The following is a 19,239-nucleotide window of genomic DNA, read 5'->3' on the forward strand; positions in this document are numbered from 1 at the left end:
GCGCGGGGCGTGTTGCGGGTGAGACGGGGTCGAGGGACCTCTGGCCCATGTCCCGGGGCCGCAGCGGCCTGAGGCTGATCGGGTGGAGCCGACCATCCACCTCGCCGGAGAAGGACTGAGCAGCGCCGAGGCGGCTGCGCGTCTCGCGACCGATGGCGCCAACGTGCTGCCTGAGCCGCGCCGCAGGTCACTGGCTCGACGCTTCGTCGGCGAGCTCGTCCACTTCTTCGCCATCATGCTGTGGGTCGCAGGGGGACTCGCCCTGGGTGCCGGCCTGCCGCAGCTGGGAGTCGCGATCTTCGCCGTGGTCGTCATCAACGCCGTCTTTGCGTTGGCCCAAGAGACCCGGGCGGACCGAGCCGCAGCCCGGCTCCGCTCGATGCTGCCGACGCGGGTGACCGTGCGCCGCGACGGCAGACGACGGATCATCGAGGCGGCAGAGGTGGTCGTCGGCGACCTTCTCCTCCTCGTCAGCGGCGACCGCGTGCCCGCCGACGCTCAGCTCGTCACCGGCAACCGCCTTCTCATCGACACCTCGATGCTCACCGGTGAGAGCGTCGCCACCACGGTCCAGGACGGGGGCGCGCTCCATGCGGGGACCTTCCTCGTCGAGGGCGAGGCCCGTGCCGTGGTCCTCGCAACGGGTCATCGCACGCGGCTCGCCGCGATCGCGCGGCTGAGCACGGCGACACCGAAGCCGGTGACCCCCCTGACCCGGGGCCTGAGGCAGGTGGTCCGGGTCATCGCGGCCATTGCCGTCGGGGTCGGCGCGCTCTTCCTCACCATCTCGCTTCTCATCGGGCGCCCCCTCGAGGACGGTTTCGTCTTCGCCATCGGTGTGACGGTGGCCCTGGTTCCCGAGGCGCTCCTGCCGACCGTGACGCTCTCGCTCGCGTGGGGGGCGGAGCAGATGGCCAGGCGCCAGATCCTCGTCCGCAACCTCGAGGCGGTGGAGACCCTCGGTTCGACGACCTTCATCTGCACGGACAAGACCGGGACGCTGACCCGCAATGAGATGGTCGTGGTCGAGGCGTGGACCCCCGAGGGCACCATCACGGTGGACGGACCCGGCTACGACCCCGTGGCAGACGTCGTGTCGGGGGTCGCGGCGCGAGAGGCGGGCGCCCACCTCGCCCTCGCGGCGACGCGCTGCTCGACGGGCTATGCCCACGTCGTCGACGGTCAGTGGCGCGCCCACGGGGATCCGATGGAGGCCGCCATCGACGCATTCGCACGCCGGCTCGGTATCGACACGGACGACGATCGGCGCCAGCACCGCGCCCAGCGCCGCTTCCCGTTCGACCCACGGACCCGGCGCATGGCCGTGCACGTGGACGGCGCCGCGCTCGTCAAGGGGGCTCCCGACACCGTCCTGCCGCTCTGCCGGCCCAGCGAGACGGCGGACGAGGCCGTCGCAACCATGACGTCCCGGGGCCTGCGCGTCCTCGCGGTGGCCGAGGGCGCCGTCCGCGAGCCGGCCTCCGGGCCAGTCGAGGAGGTCGGTGGCGTGCTGCAGCTCGTCGGTCTCCTGGGGCTCGAGGACCAACCTCGGGACGACGTCACCCCGGCGCTCGCCGCGTGTCGCCGGGCCGGGATCCACGTCGCCATGGTGACGGGGGACCACCCGGCGACGGCTCGTGCCGTCGCCGATGCCGTCGGCCTGCGCCATCCCGAGTCCCCGGTCATCGCCGGCGCGGACCTGCCCTCCGACGAGCGCGTGCTCGCCTCGACCCTCGACCACGACGGTATCGTCGTGGCCCGGGTGACACCCGAGGACAAGCTGCGGATCGCCCGGGCCCTTCGCTCCCGTGGGCACGTCGTCGCGATGACCGGCGACGGGGTCAACGACGCACCCGCGCTGCACGAGGCCGACATCGGCGTCGCCATGGGGCGCTCCGGCACCGACGTGGCCCGTGAGGCCGCCGACCTGGTCCTCCTCGACGATGCCTTCTCGAGCATCGTCGCCGGCGTCGAGCAGGGGCGCGCAACCTTCGTCAACATCCGGCGGTTCCTCACCTACCACCTGACCGACAACGTCGCCGAACTGACGCCGTTCGTCGTCTGGGCCCTCTCGGGAGGGCAGTTCCCGTTGGCGCTCGGCGTGCTCCAGATCCTCGCCCTCGACCTCGGGACGGACACCCTGTCGGCCGTCGCGCTCGGGGCGGAGCCGCCCGCACGTCACCTCCTGGAGGGTCCACCGGTGCGCGGCCGCCTCCTCAACGGCACCGTGCTGCGCCGGTCCTTCGGACTGCTCGGCCCCGTGGTCGCCCTGGCGACGATGTCAGCCTTCCTCGTCTCGCTCATCGTGGCGGGGTGGACGCCAGGATCGGCCTTTCCCTCCGGGGACGCCCTCCGGTCCGCCTCCGGGGCCGCCTTCATGACCGTGGTCCTCGCCCAGACGGCGAACGCCTTCGCGTGCCGCAGCTCGACGCGCCGGCCGGACCAGCTCGGGTGGCTGACCAATCGGCTGCTGATCCCGGCGGCGTCGGTCGAGCTGCTCTTCTCCTTCGTCGTCCTCCTCGTCGTCCCCATCGCCCTCGTGCTCGGCCACGCCGCCCCGCCCGTCGCCGGCTGGCTGGTCGCGCTGCTGTCCGCGCCACTGGTGCTCGCCGTGGACGCGGTCGACAAGCGGGTGCGAGCCGGTCGAGCGGAAGCGAGCCCAGCGGCATACGACCTGATGACCACACCAACACGCCCGGCGCCTCGCAACCAACCCCGGTAGCCACGCGGGGAGTTGCTGGGCGCCGGGCGTGTTGCCGGCGGGAGGGGGACAGGTCAGCCGGCCGGCGGCGGTGGCGGTCGGTGCGACGAACAGGCTGCCGCCCCCCAACGGTCCCGGCCGGCCCAGTCGCAACTGCACCGCAACCAGGTCGCGACCGAGCCCGCACAACCTGAGACCGAGGCCTCGGGAGGCGGGGCCACGGAGAAAGGGGACCGACATGAGCATCCGACGAGTCACGAGCGGCCTGGCGACGGCAGCGATCCTTGCGGGGACGGCCATCGCCACCGCCGGAGGGGCCGCTGCCGCCGGCCGTGAGCCGATCACCGGCCACGAGCCGTTCGTCATCGCCACGTGCGCCGGCGGCGAGGAGATCTGGGCCGGCGTCGAGGGCTACGTGAACAACACGCGCGAGATCCTCGACGCCAACGGCGAGGTCGTCGGCGTCGTCTTCAACATCAACTACACGCTCAGCTCGACCTTGGGCACGACGGGAGAGGCGTTCTACGCCCACGGCACGGCACGTCTCGCCCTCGACTTCGTGGCCGGCACCCTCACCGAGACGGGCAACTCCCGCACCATGACCAAGCCGGGGGAGGGCTGGGTCCTCAAGAACGCGGGTCGCACGGTCAGCGATCTCTGGACGGGTGACGTCACGTGGAAGGCCGGCCCCGCCAGCCCCGAGGACGCCGCGTTCCAGTGCGGCCAGTTCGGCCTCGAGGCGTGAGCACGAGCCCCGGCGGCCCGCCCCCGCCGCCGGGGCCGGCCCGCTCAATCTGGTCGGGACATCGCAAAACGCTCACATCGGCAGAGAACGCCCGGCATTCTTGCCCAATGGACTTCAGCGTCCTCGGGCCGTTGCGGGTGGCGAACGGCGCCGGCCCGATCGAGGTGCCCGGCGCCAAGGAGCGCGCCCTGCTCGCGCACCTCGTGGCTCGCCGTGGGTCGATGGTGCCGGCCAGCGAGATCATCGACGCGCTGTGGGGGGACGAGCCGCCGCGGTCGGCGGCGAAGTCGGTGCAGACCTTCGTCGCGCGGCTGCGCAACGCGCTTGACCCGGAGCGCGCGAGCGGGACCGGCGTCATCCTCACCGAGGGGCCGGGTTATCGCCTCGACGTCGACGCGTCGGCGGTGGACGCGGAGCGCTTCGTCGGCCTGCTCACGGTCGGGCGGACGGCGTTGCGCGACGGGCGGGACCGCGTCGCCAGCGAGGCGCTGGGGGACGCGCTGGCGCTGTGGCGCGGCCCCGCCTACGCCGGTTTCGAGACGGCGTCGTGGGCACAGGCGGAGGCGCGTCGCCTCGAGGAGTTGCGCCTCGACGCCGCCGACGACCTGCTTGCCGTCCGGCTCGATCTCGGGCACACCGCGGAGGTCATCGCCGAGGCGGAGCGCCGGCTCGGCGAGCAGCCGCTGCGCGAGCGCATCTGGTGCCTGCTCGTCCTCGCGCTCTACCGCGCCGGTCGCCAGGCCGACGCGCTCGCGGCCTACGAGCGGGCGCGGACGACGCTGGCCGAGGAGCTCGGGGTCGACCCCGGGCCCGAGCTGCGTGAGCTGCACGCGAAGGTGCTGGCCCATGACCCGGCGCTGCGTGGCCGTGCGCAGAGCGCCGCTCTCCCGGCCGAGCTCCAGGTGCCGGGGGACGGCTTCGTCGGCCGGGAGGACGAGCTCGACCGGCTGCGCGAGCTGTGGGCGTCCGTCGAGGCCGGGGGGTCGGTGTCGGTCGCCGTCCGCGGCCCCGAGGGCGCTGGGGCGTCTCGGCTGGCCGCGGAGCTGGCCCGGGGCGTGGTGCGGTCGGGCGCGTCCGTGGCCTTCGTCGGTCCGTCCACGCCACCATCGGGCCGTATGCCGCTGGGCTCGCCCGCGCTCGTCGTGGCCGACCACGTCGTGGCTGAGTCGCCTCAGGACGGCATGCTCCTCCGACTCGTCGGCGCAGGCGAGGCAGCCGCGGGCGTCGACGAGGTCATCGACCTGCATCCCTTGGCGGAGAGGGAGATTCGCCTGCTCGCGGCGAAGTACGTCCCGGCGGCCGACCTCGACGCCGCCGTGGCCGAGGTCCGAAGCGCCGGTGCTGCCTGGCCCGGTGTGGTGCACGACGCCGTCGCGCAGCGCGCCCGGCGGTTGGCGGCGCAGCAGGTGGAGTCCGCCGTGCGCACTGCCACGGTCTCGCGAGAGGCTCTCGTCTCGGCTCGGGATGCCCTGTCCGATGGCGTGGAGACGCTCGCCGAGTCGGCGCGCGCCGACGTCATGCCCTCGGACGAGGCGCCGTGGCCGGGCCTGCAGCCGTACGGGCAGGACGAGGCGCGCTTCTTCGCGGGCCGGGAGCGACTCGTCGCCGAGCTCGTCGCACGCCTGGCGACCACGCGGCTCCTGGCCGTCGTGGGCGCGTCCGGGACGGGCAAGTCCTCGCTCGTGCAGGCCGGTCTGGTCCCGGCGCTCGAGGCGGGCGTCCTGCCCGGCAGCGCCTCGTGGGTGCGGCTGACGATGCGTCCGGGGTCCGCGCCCCTGCGGGAGCTGGCCCGGGTCGCGCTCGGCGGGCGCCAGGTCGACGTGGGCGACGTGCTTGCGCAGCTGTTGAGTCGTGCTGGCGGTCGTGATGCCACGGCGGAAGGAGCCGCGCCGAGGACCGTCCTCGTCGTCGACCAGTTCGAGGAGGTGTGGACGTCCGGTGCGGACGACGCCCAGGTGGCCGACTTCCTCCGGGTACTCGTCGACGCGGTGGACGACCCCGCCGGTCGCGTGTCGGTCGTCGTCGTGCTGCGCGCCGACTACCTGACAGCGGTCGCGGAGCACCCCGAGCTGGCCAGGCGGCTGTCCGAGTCGACGGTCCTCGTCGGGGCGCCGACCCCGGACGAGGTGCGGCGGGCCGTCGAGCGGCCGGCCGACCGGGCCAGGATCACCCTTGAAGACGGGTTGGCCGACGCCATCGTCACGGACGCCGGAGCCGAGCCCGGCCTGCTGCCGTTGCTGTCGACGTCGATGCGCCGGCTCTGGGAGGACCGGACGGCAGGGATGCTGACCTTCGCGTCCTACGTCGGATCGGGTGGACTGCGTGGCGCGATCGCGCACCTGGCGGAGGACGCCTTCACCGCGCTCCCGACCGGTCAGCAGGACGCGGCGCGGACCCTGCTGCTGCGCCTCGCCGGTCCGGGCGAGGGCGTGGCGGTCACCCGCCGTCGCGTGGCGCTGGCCGAGCTCGAGGCACTGCCATCCCCGGACCAGCGCCGGGTCGCCGACCGGCTGGCGGAGGCCCGGCTGCTCACCATCTCCGACGGCTTCGTGGAGGTCGCTCACGAGGCGCTCTTCCGGGAGTGGCCGCGGCTCTCGGGTTGGCTCGCCGAGGACGCGACGAGCCGCGCCGTCCAGCGACGCCTCACCCTGGCGGCCAACGAGTGGGACGCCGAGGGGCGCGAGGACGCGGCGCTCTGGCGAGGGACCCGCCTCGCCGGGGCCCTCGAGCTCGTGTCGGCCAGACCGGACGAGGTCACCTCGGTCGAGCAGGACTTCGTGGAGGCGGCCCGTGAGCGGGCCGAGGCGGAGCAGCGCGAGGTCGCTGAGCGGGCGGCCCGGACAGCCCGGCAGAACCGCCGTCTCCGAGCCCTCCTCATCGGGGCCGCCGTCCTGCTGGTCGTCGCTCTCGTCGCGGGCCTGCTCGCCTGGCGGTCCAGCGCCGAGGCCACCGCGGCGAGCGAGCGGGCGACGGCGGCGAGCATCTCGGCCGACGCCAAACGGCTCGCGGCGACGGCGCTCAACGAGGAGTACCCCGACGTGGCCATGCTCGCCGCGCTCGAGTCCGTGCGCATCGAGCGCAGCCCCGAGACCTACGGGGCGCTCCTCACGCTGCTCGCTCGTGCCCCGGAGGTGGTCTTCCGCAACCGGATCGAGGGCCGGTTCCTCCGGCAGGCCGTGTCCCCTGACGGCCGGGTCGTCCTGCTCACGGACAACGGGAGCACGCTCTACGCCTACGACGCCGACTCCGGTGAGGCGCGCTGGCAGGTCGAGTCCGAGGGGCCTCAGTTCTCGTTCCCGACGTTCTCCCCTGACGGCACTCGACTGGCGGTGCAGCCCTACGGAGCGACCCAGTCCCTGCAGGTCCGGTCGGCCACCGACGGCGCCCTGCGATGGAGCAAGACGCTCAAGGACCTCGGGCGGGAGAGTCGCGCCGGCTCCCTGGACGACATGGCCGACGGGGTGGTGTGGCTCGACGACTCGACCTTGGCCGTCGTCGCCGCCACCCAGTGGCTGGAGGTCGACGCTGACACCGGTGCCATCGAGAAGGCCCACCCCTGGCCGCAGCGACTGAACTGGCTCACCACCGTCCGCGACTTCGGCGGCGGGCGGTTCGTCGTGGACGTGGAGGAGGGACAGACGCTGGTCATCGACCGCGACCGTCCCACGGACAACAGCCGGCGGCTCGACGGCTTCGTCTTCGGCGACCCCCGCAACGGCAGGGCCGTCACCCTCGTCGAGAACATCGCGGACAACACGATGACCGTGACCCCGTTGAGGTCGACGCGCGACCTCCGGCCGTCGGGCGCGCCGGTGACCGTCGACGGGTTCGCCCCGTGGGCCTCGTTCAGCCCGGACGGGTCCCAGCTGATCCTGAGCGTGGACAGCCGGATCGAGGTGCGCGACGGGCGGACCGGCGCGCTGCGACGCACCCTGGTCGGACACAGCGGCCAGGTGATGCAGGCGAGCGTCGCCGGCGCGAAGCACGACCTGGTCTGGACCGCCGGACGGGACGGGACCACGGTCGCGTTCGACCTGTCGGCGAATCGGGGGACGATCCGATCGCGCCAGGTCCCGACACCGGAGAAGTTCAGCCTTGGTGAGGCGGTCGGGGACATTGCGGTCGGGATCGGCAGCCACCAGGACCGATTCAACCCCGCGCACCTCGTCGACGTGACGACCGGCAAGGACCTCTTCGGCGAGCTGCCGCTGGGCGAGTGTCCCGAGGAGTGCCAAGCGGCCGCCGTGGCGATGGGTCCGGACGGCCGCACGGCCTACGGCAGCATCGAGCACCTTGTCGACCTGGGGCCGGGGACCGCCGGCGCCCTCGTCGCGTGGGACGTCGCCACCGGTCGCACCACCGCGACGTGGCCGACTCCGTGGCCGGTCTACGCGCTCGACGTGGCGGCTGATGGGCGGACCGTGCTGCTCAACGGCCGGTTCGGCTGGGGGCTGATGGATCTCTCCTCCGGTGACCTGCTGTGGGAGTCAGAGCGGCAGGCCGAGCTGAACTGGTACGGGCTGCCGATGGCCACGGCGTCCCCCGATGGCCGCTGGGCCGTGTTGGGCCGAAAGGACTCGTGGACCGTGCTCGATCTGCGGGCCGGCCGGGTGGTGGCGACGAGGAACGATGCGGGAGCCGCATCATCGTTCACCTGGAGCGCTGACTTCACGACGCTCGTGGTGGGAACCATGGGCGGCCGGGTCCACTTCGTCGACCCGGCCACCTTGCGCGACCGGGCGCCGTCGCGGCTGGTGGTCGGGGGCTTCGTCATCGACCTCGAGACCAGCCCGGATGGTCGGCTCTTCGCGAGTCTCGGCAGCGACGGCGACACCATGCTGTGGGACGCCGCCACGGCGCGACCCTACGGTCGGCCGCTGACCGGCACCCGCATGTGGGGGACGCTCAGCTTCTCGGAGGACAGCGGCACGCTTCGGGTCCTCTTCGACAACGCCACGCGCACCGACATCGACGTCCACCCCGACGCCTGGGTGCGGTCGGGCTGCCGCGTCGCGGGCCGCGATCTGACTCCCGAGGAGTCGGCGGTCCTCCGGCCCGGCCAGCCGCCGCGCTCCACCTGCGACGGCCTCACCTGATCCGGGCACAACACCGCAACACGCCCGGCGCCTCGAGACCGACCCCTGCTGCCACAGGGTGAGTCTTGAGGTGCGGGGCGTGTTGCGGCTCGGGGCCGGCCGACCGCAGCCCGCGGGGACGGGAGGAGCCAGCCCAGCGGCATACGGCATGGGGTGGCACACACGACGGCGCCGGCCCTCCCCCCGGACGGCCGGCGCCATCGCCCTCCCCTCAGTCGTGCTGCTCGGTGTAGGCCACCGCCGACTCGACGTCGCTCAGGTGCCACGGGTCGTGGGTGGTCTCGACCGCCACCCCGCAGCTCGAGACGTTGACGAAGACGGTCGCCTGGAAGATCGGCTCCTGCCCCTCGGTGAAGCCCGCATGGGTCGACGTGCCGGCCTGGTCGAGGCCCTCGTGGACTGCGTGGACCGCGCCGACGCCGTAGAAGGCGTGCCAGTCCGTGTCGCCGCTCGCCACGTTGTGCAGGCTGGGCAGGATGCGGACCCCGTCCACCATCCCCTGCCGCCAGAAGTAGCCGTAGTTGGCCACCCAGCCGTCCATCAGCGCCCAGTCGGGCACGGCACCTGGCTCGGGTACGAAGTCGAGCCAGCCCACCTGGGTGTCGCCGTCGGCGCCGAACGGCCGTCCCCACCCACCACCGTCGAGCACGCCGAGCGTCTCGTAGTGGTCCGCGTCCGCCCAGTGCGTCGGCTCGAAGTGGCCGCTCTCGGGCGCGCCCATCCAGCTCATGCCGGACATGCGCCCGTCGTCCTCGATGGTGAAGAGCATCGCGTCGGTGCCCGGCATGGCGGCGTACCGCAACGACCCGTCCGCCTCCCAGATCGACGGGAGCCACAGCGCCCAGTGGGGGTACTTGGCCAGGCTGCGGGTCTGGACATAGCCGACGCGCTGGCCGGAGTTGTTGATGCCCCACCCGTCCGCGTGCCGCCCGGGGGACCCGAAGAACTGGATCGGGGCCGTCGGGCTGGCGTGGCCGACGACGTCGTTGTTCCACTTGCTGCTGCCCTTGCCGGTCGCGAGGACGCCGACCGTTGCGCCGGTGTCGTTGATCCGGCGGATCCGGCCGCCGTTGCCGTCGACGGCTGCGCCCTCGGGCATCTTCAGCCAGGTCAACGCCCCGGTCCGGATGTCCTGGATCCACGGGCGGAAGGTGCCGTCCGGATAGATGGCCTCACCGTTGATCAGGCCCGTCGCGGTCAGCTCGTAGGCGATGTTCTCGGGCGCGTCGAGTGGCCCGACCTCTTGTGGCGTGCCACCCAGGCCCCGCCAGATGACGGCCCGCTGGTTCTCGCCGCCGTCTGCGAGCGGCAGGTAGTAGTTGCCGTAGTAGACGGTCTGGCCGTCGATCTGCTCGATGTCCATCAGGCCGCTCCCGATGGCTCCGGCCGGCATCTGCAACGCGGCGACCTGGCACTCCGGTGCCGCGCCGGCGACCGATGGCACGGCGAGCGGCACCCCGGCCGCGGTCAGGACGGCGGCGGCCCAGACGGCCACCCCCCGCTTCGTGGGCTGCTGCATGGGCGTTTCCCCTATCCCCTCGGGCGGCCGGTGTGGCCGCCTCCGAGTCGAGGGTCACGCGCCGTGGTTGCGGTTGGGTCGCGGTCCGGTCGCGACCATCGCGCCGCGCCCCGGTGGGGGGAAGGGTCAGTGGGCAGCGCGGGAGCGCACCGGTTCCCCGGCCGTCGTGGCGGTCGTCGTGCTGGTCGTCGTGCGGACCGGAACCGCCGGAGCCATCGAGACGGTCTCCGCCTCGAGAGCCTTCGTCTCGTCGATGGCCTGTCGCAGCAGGCGGACGAGGTCCGCCGACGGGTCGTCGACGCAGGCGCGCGCGATGCCGTTGACGGCGAGGGACACGACCTTGGCGGCGGCATCGGCTCGCAGGTCGCGGGTGCCCACGCGGCGGACGAAGTCGCGGGCCCACTTCTGCGCGCCTGGCACGGCGGCGAGTGCCTCCAGTGCCTCCGTGGTCAGCACCTCGGGCGGGCGTCCGGCGATGTCGTTGAGGTGCCGCTCGGCGCCCATCACGGCGAGCGCCATGACGTTCTGACGCTCAGCGGAGGCGATGGGCAGCGCGGCCAGCGCGGCGCGGCGCATGAGCATGGGGGCGATCCGCCGGTCGTCCGGGTTGAGGCCGACGACCTCGGGGATCATGACGGCAAGCTCCTGCCGGCGGACGTCGCCGAGGGCGTCGTTGACGCATCGGGCCATCGAGGCGAGGACGGGGTGGGTGCACTTGGGGTGGTCGCTCCACCGCTCCCCGGCCAGGTAGGAGGCCATCTCCATGAAGCAGGCGCCCTTGCGGGGGTTGCGGTGGCGTCCGCGGGAGAGGACCGGCACGCTGTCGGGGACGGCGTCGAGCTGGGGTCTGGCTGCTGGTCGACCGAACATGTTGGCTCCCTCGTGTGCGGTTCGCTGCCCTCTACCCAGCATGCGCGCACCGCTACCCACCTGACCAGCCCTTTGGCGGATTCTGAGGAGCGCGCGACCGTCAGAGACGAGGCCGTATGCCGCTGGGCTGGCTCCCCGTGCCGAGCTCCCTGTCGAGCCGTGCGAGCTGGGCCGTGACGAGGGGCCGGAGGGACGATCGGGCACCCAGGGCGGCGAGCTGGGCCTGCCACATCTCGTAGTCGTCGGCGCCCCAGGACGACCTCGTCCACGTGGACATGAGGTCTGGCTCGCGGCTGCCGAGCACGGCTCTGCGGAGTGACCCGGCAAGGGCTTCCCTGAGCCGGGTCACGCCCGGGGCCGTGGACCGGGGCAGCAGGGGGCCGCGGTAGGCGCGCAGGGCAAGCCCGACCGCGCCGGCTGCGAGGTGCGACTCGACGGCGAGCCAGTCGGACGACGGGTCGACGAGGAGCCGGTAGGGGCGGGAGGCCAGCAGGTCGTCGCCGAGGAGGGACCGGAGGCGTCCGAGCTCGACCCGCAGCGTCGAGGGGCTGACGTCCTCCTCGTAGAGCAGGACCGCCAGCTCGTCCCCGGAGAGGCCGCGGGGCGCTGCGGCGAGCAGGAGCAGGATCTCGCTGTGTCGCCGGCTGAGGCGCATCGTGCTGCGACGGCCGCGGCCGTCGTCGACCCGGAGCAGCGCTTCGTCGCGGCCGAGGACCTCGAGCGTGGCACCGAGCCCAGGCCGTTGCCGCTCGGAGGCCGTGTTGCCGGGGCGGGCCCGGACGAGCAGCTCGCGGGCCAGCTCGGCCTCTGCCATGCGGGCCGCGGCCCGGACCATCGCCATCGTCTGCGGGACGACGAGCTCGTCGGAGCAGGTGATGTCGAGGACACCGAGGAGGGACTGGTCGCTCGGGTCGTGGATCGGTGTGGCCACGCAGCTCCAGCGCTGGACGGACCGGCGGAAGTGCTCCGCGCCGATGACGTTGACGGGGGCGTCGAGCCGGAGCGCCATCCCGGGCGCGTTGGTGCCGGCGAGGCGCTCGTCCCAGTTGGAGCCCTCGACGAAGCCGATGGCCTCTGCCCGGCGCAGCACGCTCGGCGTGCCGCACACCCAGAGCAGCTGGCCCGCGGCGTCGGACACGGCCATGATCGCGTCGCAGTCGCGGGCGGCCTGGCCGAGCACGTCGTCGAGGACGGGGAAGACGGTGGCCAGCGGGTGGGCCTCGCGGTGGTCGCGCAGGACGTCGGCCTCGAGCGTGATCGGCGCGTCGACGGTGTCGGCCTGCACCCCGGCTGCGGCAGAGCGCACCCACGACTCGGCGACCTGGGAGCGGACGCCGGCGTCGGCCACCCTCTCGCGGTGCGGCTGCAGTGCCATGACCACGATTGGACCCCACCCGGGTTTGCGCGGCAAGGGAACGACCGAAACTCGATGCAACGTGGATGCAACCTTGGCCTGCCTAGCGTCTCGCCATTGCCCGGCGGAGGCGGTGCGGTGTCCCTCACGTCGAGAGCGCCACCTCCGCCGGGCCACCACCAAGGACGTTGGGAGAACAGCATGACCATCTACGCACCGCCCGGATCCGCGGACTCACTCGTCAGCGTCGAGCCGCGCTACGGCCACTTCATCGGCGGCAACTGGGTCGAGCCGAAGAAGGGCGAGTACTTCGAGAACATCTCGCCGGTGACCGGCCGCGCCTTCTGCGAGGTGGGCCGCGGGACCGAGGAGGACATCGAGGCCGCCCTCGATGCCGCGCACGCAGCCGCGCCGGCCTGGGGCCGCACGTCGCTCGGGGAGCGCTCGCTCATCCTCAACCGCATCGCCGACCGCCTCGAGGAGAACCTCGAGATGCTCGCCGTCGCGGAGACCTGGGAGAACGGCAAGGCCGTCCGCGAGACGCTCGCCGCCGACCTGCCGCTCGCCGTCGACCACTTCCGCTACTTCGCGGGTGTCCTGCGCGGGCAGGAGGGCTCGAGCTCGGAGATCGACGAGAACACCGTCGCCTACCACTTCCACGAGCCCCTCGGCGTCGTCGGCCAGATCATCCCGTGGAACTTCCCGATCCTCATGGCGGTCTGGAAGCTCGCCCCGGCGCTCGCGGCCGGCAACGCCGTCGTCCTCAAGCCGGCCGAGCAGACGCCGTGGTCGATCCTCAAGGTCGTCGAGCTGATCGGTGACCTGCTGCCGGCGGGTGTCATCAACGTCGTCAACGGCTTCGGCGTCGAGGCGGGCAAGCCGCTCGCGTCCTCCCCGCGCATCGCCAAGATCGCGTTCACCGGCGAGACGACGACCGGGCGGCTCATCATGCAGTACGCCTCGCAGAACATCATCCCTGTCACCCTCGAGCTCGGTGGCAAGAGCCCCAACGTGTTCTTCGAGGACGTCGCGCAGGAGCGGGACGCCTTCTACGACAAGGCACTCGAGGGCTTCACGATGTTCGCGCTCAACCAGGGCGAGGTGTGCACCTGCCCGTCACGGGCCCTCGTCCAGCGCTCGATCTACGCCGACTTCGTCCCGGACGCGATCGCCCGGGTCGAGAAGATCAAGCAGGGCAACCCGCTCGACACCGAGACGACGATGGGCGCGCAGGCGAGCAACGACCAGCTCGAGAAGATCCTGTCCTACATCGACATCGGCCGGCAGGAGGGCGCCAAGGTGCTCACCGGCGGCGAGCGCAACATCCTCGACGGCGACCTGGCCGGCGGCTACTACGTGACGCCGACCGTCTTCGAGGGCCACAACTCGATGCGCATCTTCCAGGAGGAGATCTTCGGCCCGGTCGTGTCGCTGACCGGCTTCGAGGACGAGTCCGACGCCCTGTCGATCGCCAACGACACGCTCTACGGGCTCGGCGCCGGTGTGTGGACCCGCGACGGCTCGCGCGCCTACCGGATGGGTCGCGGCATCAAGGCGGGTCGCGTGTGGACGAACTGCTACCACCAGTACCCGGCGCACGCGGCCTTCGGTGGCTACAAGCAGTCGGGCATCGGCCGCGAGAACCACAAGATGATGCTCGACCACTACCAGCAGACGAAGAACCTCCTCGTCTCCTACTCGCCCGACGCCCTCGGCTTCTTCTGAGCCGATGGACGGGACCCGACCGAGTCGGGTCGAGCTGACCGGTGAGGCGGCGGAGCTGCTCCGCCGCCTCACCGAGCAGCACGGTCCGCTGATGTTCCACCAGTCCGGTGGGTGCTGCGACGGCAGCGCCCCGATGTGCTACCCGGCGAACGAGTTCCTCACCAGCGACGCGGACGTCCTCCTCGGGGCGCTCGTCGTCCCGGGCGTGCCCGATGCCGTGCCGTTCTGGATGTCGCGGGCCCAGTACGACTACTGGAAGCACACCCACCTCACGGTTGACGTGGTCCCCGGGCGGGGGAGCGGGTTCTCCGTCGAGGCGCCCGAGGGGGTCAGGTTCCTCATCCGCTCGCGCCTGCTCAAGGACGAGGAGCTCGCCGCCTTCGGCATCACCGCCCCTCACCTCCTCCTTTAACTCGAGTGGCCCCACCTTCCACAGGCCCCACCCACTCGAGTGGCCCCACCTTCCACAGCCGGGCAGCGGTATGCCGCTGGGCTGGCTCCCACGGTCCCGCTGGGTCTGTGGACGGCGGGGCCACTCGAGTGGGCGTTGGGCTGGGACCGAGCCCAGCGGCATACGACAGGGGCGGTCAGCCAGCCACCGACCACGAAACTCGAGTGGCCCCACCTTCCACAACCGCGCGCTTGCCGGTTGTGGACGATGGGGCCACTCGAGTGGGCGTTGGGCTGGGACCGAGCCCAGCGGCATACGGTCGGGGCGGTCAGCCAGCCACCGACCACGAAACTCGAGTGGCCCCACTCTCCACATCCCGACGGCGGTATGCCGCTGGGCCTGTGGACGGCGGGGCCACTCGAGTGGGCGTTGGGCTGGGACCGGGCCCAGCGGCATACGGTCGAGGGTGGTCAGGCCACCGACAAACTCGAGTGGCCTCACTCTCCACAGCCCGACAGCGGTATGCCGCTGGGCTGGCTCCCAGGGTGCCGCTGAGTCTGTGGACGGCGGGGCCACTCGAGTGGGCGTTGGGCTGGGACCGGGCCCAGCGGCATACGGCCGGGGCGGTCAGCCAGCCACCGACCGCGAAACTCGAGTGGCCCCACCTTCCACAACCGCGCGCTTGCCGGTTGTGGACGATGGGGCCACTCGAGTGGAGGTGGGGCTACTTGGCTTCGGGGGAGGGGGAGGGGGAGGGGGAGGGGGCGAGCTTGTTCAGCAGCGGCCCGACGATGTCCATCGGCAGGGGGAACACGACCGTCGAGTTCTGGTCGGCGCCCAGCTCGAGGAGCGTCTGCAGGTAGCGCAGCTGGAGCGACGCCGGGCTCTGCGAGAGCATGTCGGCGGCCTGCTTCAGCTCGCCGGACGCCTGCAGCTCACCACGCGCGTTGATGACCTTGGCGCGCCGCTCTCGCTCCGCTTCGGCCTCCCGAGCCATGGCGCGCTGCATCTGCTCCGGGATCTCGACGTCCTTGATCTCGACGACGGACACGTCCACGCCCCACGGCTTGGTCTGCAGCTCGATGATCTCGCGGAGGTCGCGGTTGAGGTCGTCCCGGTGGGCGAGCAGCGTGTCGAGGTCAGCCCGGCCGAGCACCGAGCGGAGCGTGGTCTGGGCGATCTGCGACGTCGCGACGGCGTAGTTCTCGACCTGCATGACGGCTGCCTCGGGGTCGACCACGTTGAACAGGACGACCGCGTTGACTCGGGCCGGCACGTTGTCCTTGGTGATGACCTCTTGCGGCGGGATCGTCAGGGTGACGACGCGCAGGTCGACGCGCTCGAGCTTGTAGACACCGGGGACAAGCAGGTGCAGCCCCGGCTGGTAGAGCGGGCGCAGCTTGCCGAGCCGGAAGACCACACCCCGTTCGTACTGGGGGATGACCCGGATCGAGGTCGCGATGATCGCGGCGACGATGACCAGGGCAGCGAGGACAGGGGCGATCCAGCCGGGCATCAGTTCACTTCCGTGTTTTGGGGTCAGGCAGGTCGACGCGGCGGCGGTCACTGGCCCACCGGGTCTGGTAGCGGTCGAGCAGTTGGTCGATCGGGGCCGCGGGGGTCGCCGCAGCCTCGGGGATTCCGGGAGCGTCGCTGGAGGCGTCTCTGCGCAGGTGCTCCGGGAAGTTGGTCGGGGTGTTCCACAGGTGCTGGGCGAGGGGGACGCCGGCGATGAGGGCCACCGCGACCGTGGTCACGAGGACGATGACGTCACCGGCCCCGTGGGCGCCGAGCAGCATCGCGGTCGGCATGAACACCGCGACGGCCGCCACGGCGAGGGCGATCCCACGGTGGAACCGGCCTGCCTCGGAGTGCGGCCACGGGTCGACCTGTCGGGTCAGCTCGCGCGGGCCCGGTGTCGGGGAGCACTCGTCCTTGACGGGGCAGCGCCCGCAGATGGCGTGCTGGCCCTCGTAGCGGATGACCCGCTTGTCGGGGTCGAAGGACGCAGGCCACAGCCACTGGTCCTGGTGACACTTCCAGGCGTCCTGGTCCTCGTGGTAGATGAAGTTCCCCGTCCGCCACCGCGCCGACCGCTCAGCGGACCGGGCCCCCATGCGGTCGAAGAGCCAGGCGACGACGAGGAGGACAGCTGAGTAGCCGCTGACGAGCAGCACGGTGACGGACGGGGATCTCATGGTGGTGCCTACTTACTTCTTGTTGGCGGGCTCGAGCTCGACGAAGAGCACGTCCTGCGGCATCTCGTCGACGACCTTGCCCTCTCGATAGTGACGCACGCCCAGCCAGGTCATCCAGAGGAAGGGCAGCACGCCGCCGATGATGAAGATGAGGTCGCCGGGCATGCGGCCCCACTCGAGGAGCGCGTTGGTGTTGTTGGTGACGAACGCGAGCTCACGCGCCTCGTAGTAGCCCTGGCCCACGGAATGGTAGAGCTGGAGCACGCCGAGGGGCAGGAGGGTCGCGAAGACCATCCAGGCCAGGCCGATGTTGAGGCTCCAGAAGGAGACCTTCGCCCACTTCTCCGGCCACTTGTCCGCCGGGATGAGGTAGCGCAGGGCGAACATCGCCAGGCCGACCGCGAGCATGCCGTAGACGCCCATCATGGCGGCGTGGCCGTGGTTGGCCGTCAGGGCCGTGCCGATCTCGTAGTAGCTGACGATCGGCAGGTTGATGAGGAACCCGAAGACGCCAGCGCCGAGGAAGTTCCAGAAGCCGACGGCGACGAGGAACATGACCGCCCAGCGGTGCGGGAACGGTGCCGAGGACTTGGCCTCCTGCCGCGCGCCGAGCTGCATGAACGCCCAGGCCTCGACGGTGAGGAAGGTCAGCGGGATCACCTCGGCGGCCGAGAAGAACGCACCGAGGGCCATGTGCTCGACCGGCGTGCCGGAGAAGTACAGGTGGTGCATCGTCCCGATGACGCCGCCCATGGAGTAGAGGATGACGTCCATGAAGATGATGCCGAGGGCGATCTTCTCGCGGACCACGCCGAGCATCACGAAGATGTAGGCGACCATCACCGTCGTGAAGAGCTCGAGGAAGTCCTCGACCCAGAGGTGCACGACCCAGAAGCGCCAGAACTCGGCGACGGTCAGGTGCGTCTCGCTGGAGGCCAGCAGTCCCACCGCGTAGAACGCCGGGATCGCGAGCGCCGAGAAGAAGAAGAGCCAGGGCATGTTGCCCTTCGACTCGCCCTTGAGCCGGGACCGGATGCCGCGGAAGATCATGACGATCCACAGGACCATGCCGACGGTCAGGAGGATCTGGAAGATCCGGGGCAGGTCGAGGTACTCCCACTGCTGCTGGAACAGCGGGCCCTTGGCCCACTCGACGCCGTGGATCGACAACGCCTCAGCGGTGAGCGACCCGAAGACGACGATCGCGAGGGCGCCGAGCAGGGCGTAGGCGAGCTTGTGCTGGCCCTTCGGCTCACGCCCGGAGATGAGCGGGGTGAGGAAGATGCCGGCGGCGAGGAAGCCGGCGGCGGTCCAGAAGAGGGAGAGCTGGACGTGCCAGGTGCGGGCGAGGTTGTAGGGCAGCCACTGCGCGAGGTCGAAGCCGAAGAAGGACAGGATGTCGGCCCGGTAGTGCTCGGCGGCGGCGCCGACGACGACCTGGATGAGGAAGAGCAGCGCGATGACGAAGAAGAACCAGGCCGTGGCTCGCTGGGCGAGGGTGAGGCCGACGGTGCCGGGCTGCCGGAAGGCGATCGCCGGGGCCTCCTCGGAGTGCCAGCCGATCTTGCGGCTCCAGCGCCCGTAGATGGCGAAGAGGAGCCCGGTGCCGCCGATGAGGGCGATGAGCGAGAGGCCGGACCAGACGAGCAGGTCGGCGGTGGGGCCGTTCTCGACGCGCGGCTCCATCGGCCAGTTGTTCGTGTAGGAGTAGTCGAAGCCGGGACGCTCGGCGGCCGAGGCCCAGGCGGTCCACGCGAAGAACGCGGTCAGCTGGTGGATCTGCTGCGGGTCGGTGATGAGCCGCGGCTTGAGCCCGTGGCTGGTGTCGTTGCGACCGAAGAACTCGGCGTAGTAGGCCTTGGCGTCCTCGAAGGCGCCGACCTGGTACTCGGTGAAGGTGAGAACCCCGGTGGACTCGTCGTAGCGGTTGGTGCGCCACTCCTCGACGTTCAGGGTGCGCGGGTCCTGGGCGCCGCTGTCGCGGATCTGGTGCTCGGTGAACTCCGTTGCGTGGCGGAGGTACTCGGCGGTGAAGTCGGGGCCGAGGTAGCCGCCGTGGCCCATGATCGAGCCGTACTGCATGAGGCCGCGAGCCTGGAAGAGGACCTGGCCGGCGGTGATGTCCTCGGTGGTGAAGACGGTCTCACCCGTCTGGCTCACCACCTTGTCGGGCTGGGGCATCGAGGCGGTGTAGGTGCGGTAGGCGAGGATGCCCATCACGAAGAATCCGAAGAGCATGACGAGGGCGACGCCCTGGACCCAGCCCTTCCCTACCAGCATCTGTCGTTGCGAGGTTGCCCTCTGGGTTGGCGGTGCGGCCATTCGCGTGCTCCTGTGTTTTCTACGGTCTGGACCAGTGAAAAGCAGTGGAACTCTAGCAGTGGTTGGGACCGTACTCCTGACGGGGTCGCTCCGGTTGGGCAAACGCGACAAAACAGCCCCCCGCTGTGGTGGCGGGAGGCTGTTTCCGTATGCCGCTGGGCTGGCTGAGCCGGTCCAGTGACCTCAGGAACCGGGCGGGGTCTCGCGGCTCACCCGGCCCGGCTCGCGCCTCGGTAGAACGCGGTGCCCTGGGGCCCGTGGTGGCTCGTGAGCAGTGAGCGGTCGGTGAGCCCGACTCGTTGATGGTCGTCCAACGTC

Annotated in this window: 11 protein-coding genes; 5 read left to right on the top strand and 6 right to left on the bottom strand. The window is 71.5% G+C overall.

The genetic code is table 11. The features are described 5' to 3' along the window. Positions 1 to 82 precede the first annotated feature (82 nt). The 3 genes from OO014_RS14930 (at position 83) to OO014_RS14940 (ending at position 8,542) form a co-directional block, all read left to right on the top strand. Complete coding sequence (locus OO014_RS14930; protein ID WP_272463124.1) at positions 83 to 2,722, top strand: cation-translocating P-type ATPase; 2,640 nt, start codon at positions 83 to 85, stop codon at positions 2,720 to 2,722. 217 nt (positions 2,723 to 2,939) lie between these two features. Continuing rightward, on the top strand, positions 2,940 to 3,446 hold the full coding sequence (locus OO014_RS14935) for a hypothetical protein (protein WP_272463125.1): 507 nt from the start codon (positions 2,940 to 2,942) through the stop codon (positions 3,444 to 3,446). 107 nt (positions 3,447 to 3,553) lie between these two features. After that, positions 3,554 to 8,542, top strand: coding sequence for a BTAD domain-containing putative transcriptional regulator (locus tag OO014_RS14940; protein WP_272463126.1), 4,989 nt, complete (start codon positions 3,554 to 3,556; stop codon positions 8,540 to 8,542). Positions 8,543 to 8,753: 211 nt separating this feature from the next. Here OO014_RS14940 and OO014_RS14945 read toward each other — a convergent pair whose 3' ends face one another. The 3 genes from OO014_RS14945 to OO014_RS14955 all read right to left on the bottom strand — a co-directional run bounded on the left by OO014_RS14945 (position 8,754) and on the right by OO014_RS14955 (position 12,306). Beyond that, positions 8,754 to 10,061 carry a hypothetical protein gene (locus OO014_RS14945; RefSeq protein WP_272463127.1) on the bottom strand — a complete coding sequence of 436 codons (1,308 nt, stop codon included), beginning with the start codon at positions 10,059 to 10,061 and terminating at the stop codon, positions 8,754 to 8,756. Positions 10,062 to 10,187: 126 nt separating this feature from the next. Continuing rightward, positions 10,188 to 10,931: a hypothetical protein gene (locus tag OO014_RS14950; RefSeq protein WP_272463128.1), complete on the bottom strand. Its 744-nt coding sequence runs from the start codon at positions 10,929 to 10,931 to the stop codon at positions 10,188 to 10,190. 100 nt (positions 10,932 to 11,031) lie between these two features. Then, a complete protein-coding gene (locus tag OO014_RS14955) occupies positions 11,032 to 12,306 on the bottom strand; it encodes a helix-turn-helix domain-containing protein (protein ID WP_272463129.1) in 1,275 nt (424 codons plus the stop codon). A gap of 180 nt (positions 12,307 to 12,486) precedes the next feature. Between OO014_RS14955 and OO014_RS14960 the strand changes: the two genes are divergently transcribed. Together OO014_RS14960 and OO014_RS14965 are read left to right on the top strand one after the other, a co-directional pair. Further along, entirely contained in the window at positions 12,487 to 14,010 is a 1,524-nt protein-coding gene (locus OO014_RS14960; protein WP_272463130.1) for an aldehyde dehydrogenase family protein, read from the top strand. Positions 14,011 to 14,014: 4 nt separating this feature from the next. Next, positions 14,015 to 14,422 (top strand): DUF779 domain-containing protein, encoded by a 408-nt coding sequence (locus OO014_RS14965; RefSeq protein WP_272463131.1) that lies wholly within the window; start codon positions 14,015 to 14,017, stop codon positions 14,420 to 14,422. Positions 14,423 to 15,125: 703 nt separating this feature from the next. Here OO014_RS14965 and OO014_RS14970 read toward each other — a convergent pair. Genes OO014_RS14970 through OO014_RS14980 form a run of 3 tightly spaced genes read right to left on the bottom strand, consistent with a single transcriptional unit; the run spans position 15,126 to position 18,921 of the window. Further along, positions 15,126 to 15,917 (bottom strand): slipin family protein, encoded by a 792-nt coding sequence (locus tag OO014_RS14970; RefSeq protein ID WP_272463132.1) that lies wholly within the window; start codon positions 15,915 to 15,917, stop codon positions 15,126 to 15,128. A 4-nt stretch (positions 15,918 to 15,921) separates the two neighbouring features. Continuing rightward, a complete protein-coding gene (locus tag OO014_RS14975) occupies positions 15,922 to 16,599 on the bottom strand; it encodes a hypothetical protein (protein ID WP_272463133.1) in 678 nt (225 codons plus the stop codon). Between the two features lie 12 nt (positions 16,600 to 16,611). Further along, positions 16,612 to 18,921 (bottom strand): nitric-oxide reductase large subunit, encoded by a 2,310-nt coding sequence (locus tag OO014_RS14980; protein WP_272463134.1) that lies wholly within the window; start codon positions 18,919 to 18,921, stop codon positions 16,612 to 16,614. Positions 18,922 to 19,239: the final 318 nt, after the last annotated feature.

Origin of the sequence: Intrasporangium calvum (genome assembly GCF_028446585.1) — a bacterium.
Taxonomy (GTDB): domain Bacteria; phylum Actinomycetota; class Actinomycetes; order Actinomycetales; family Dermatophilaceae; genus Intrasporangium; species Intrasporangium calvum_A.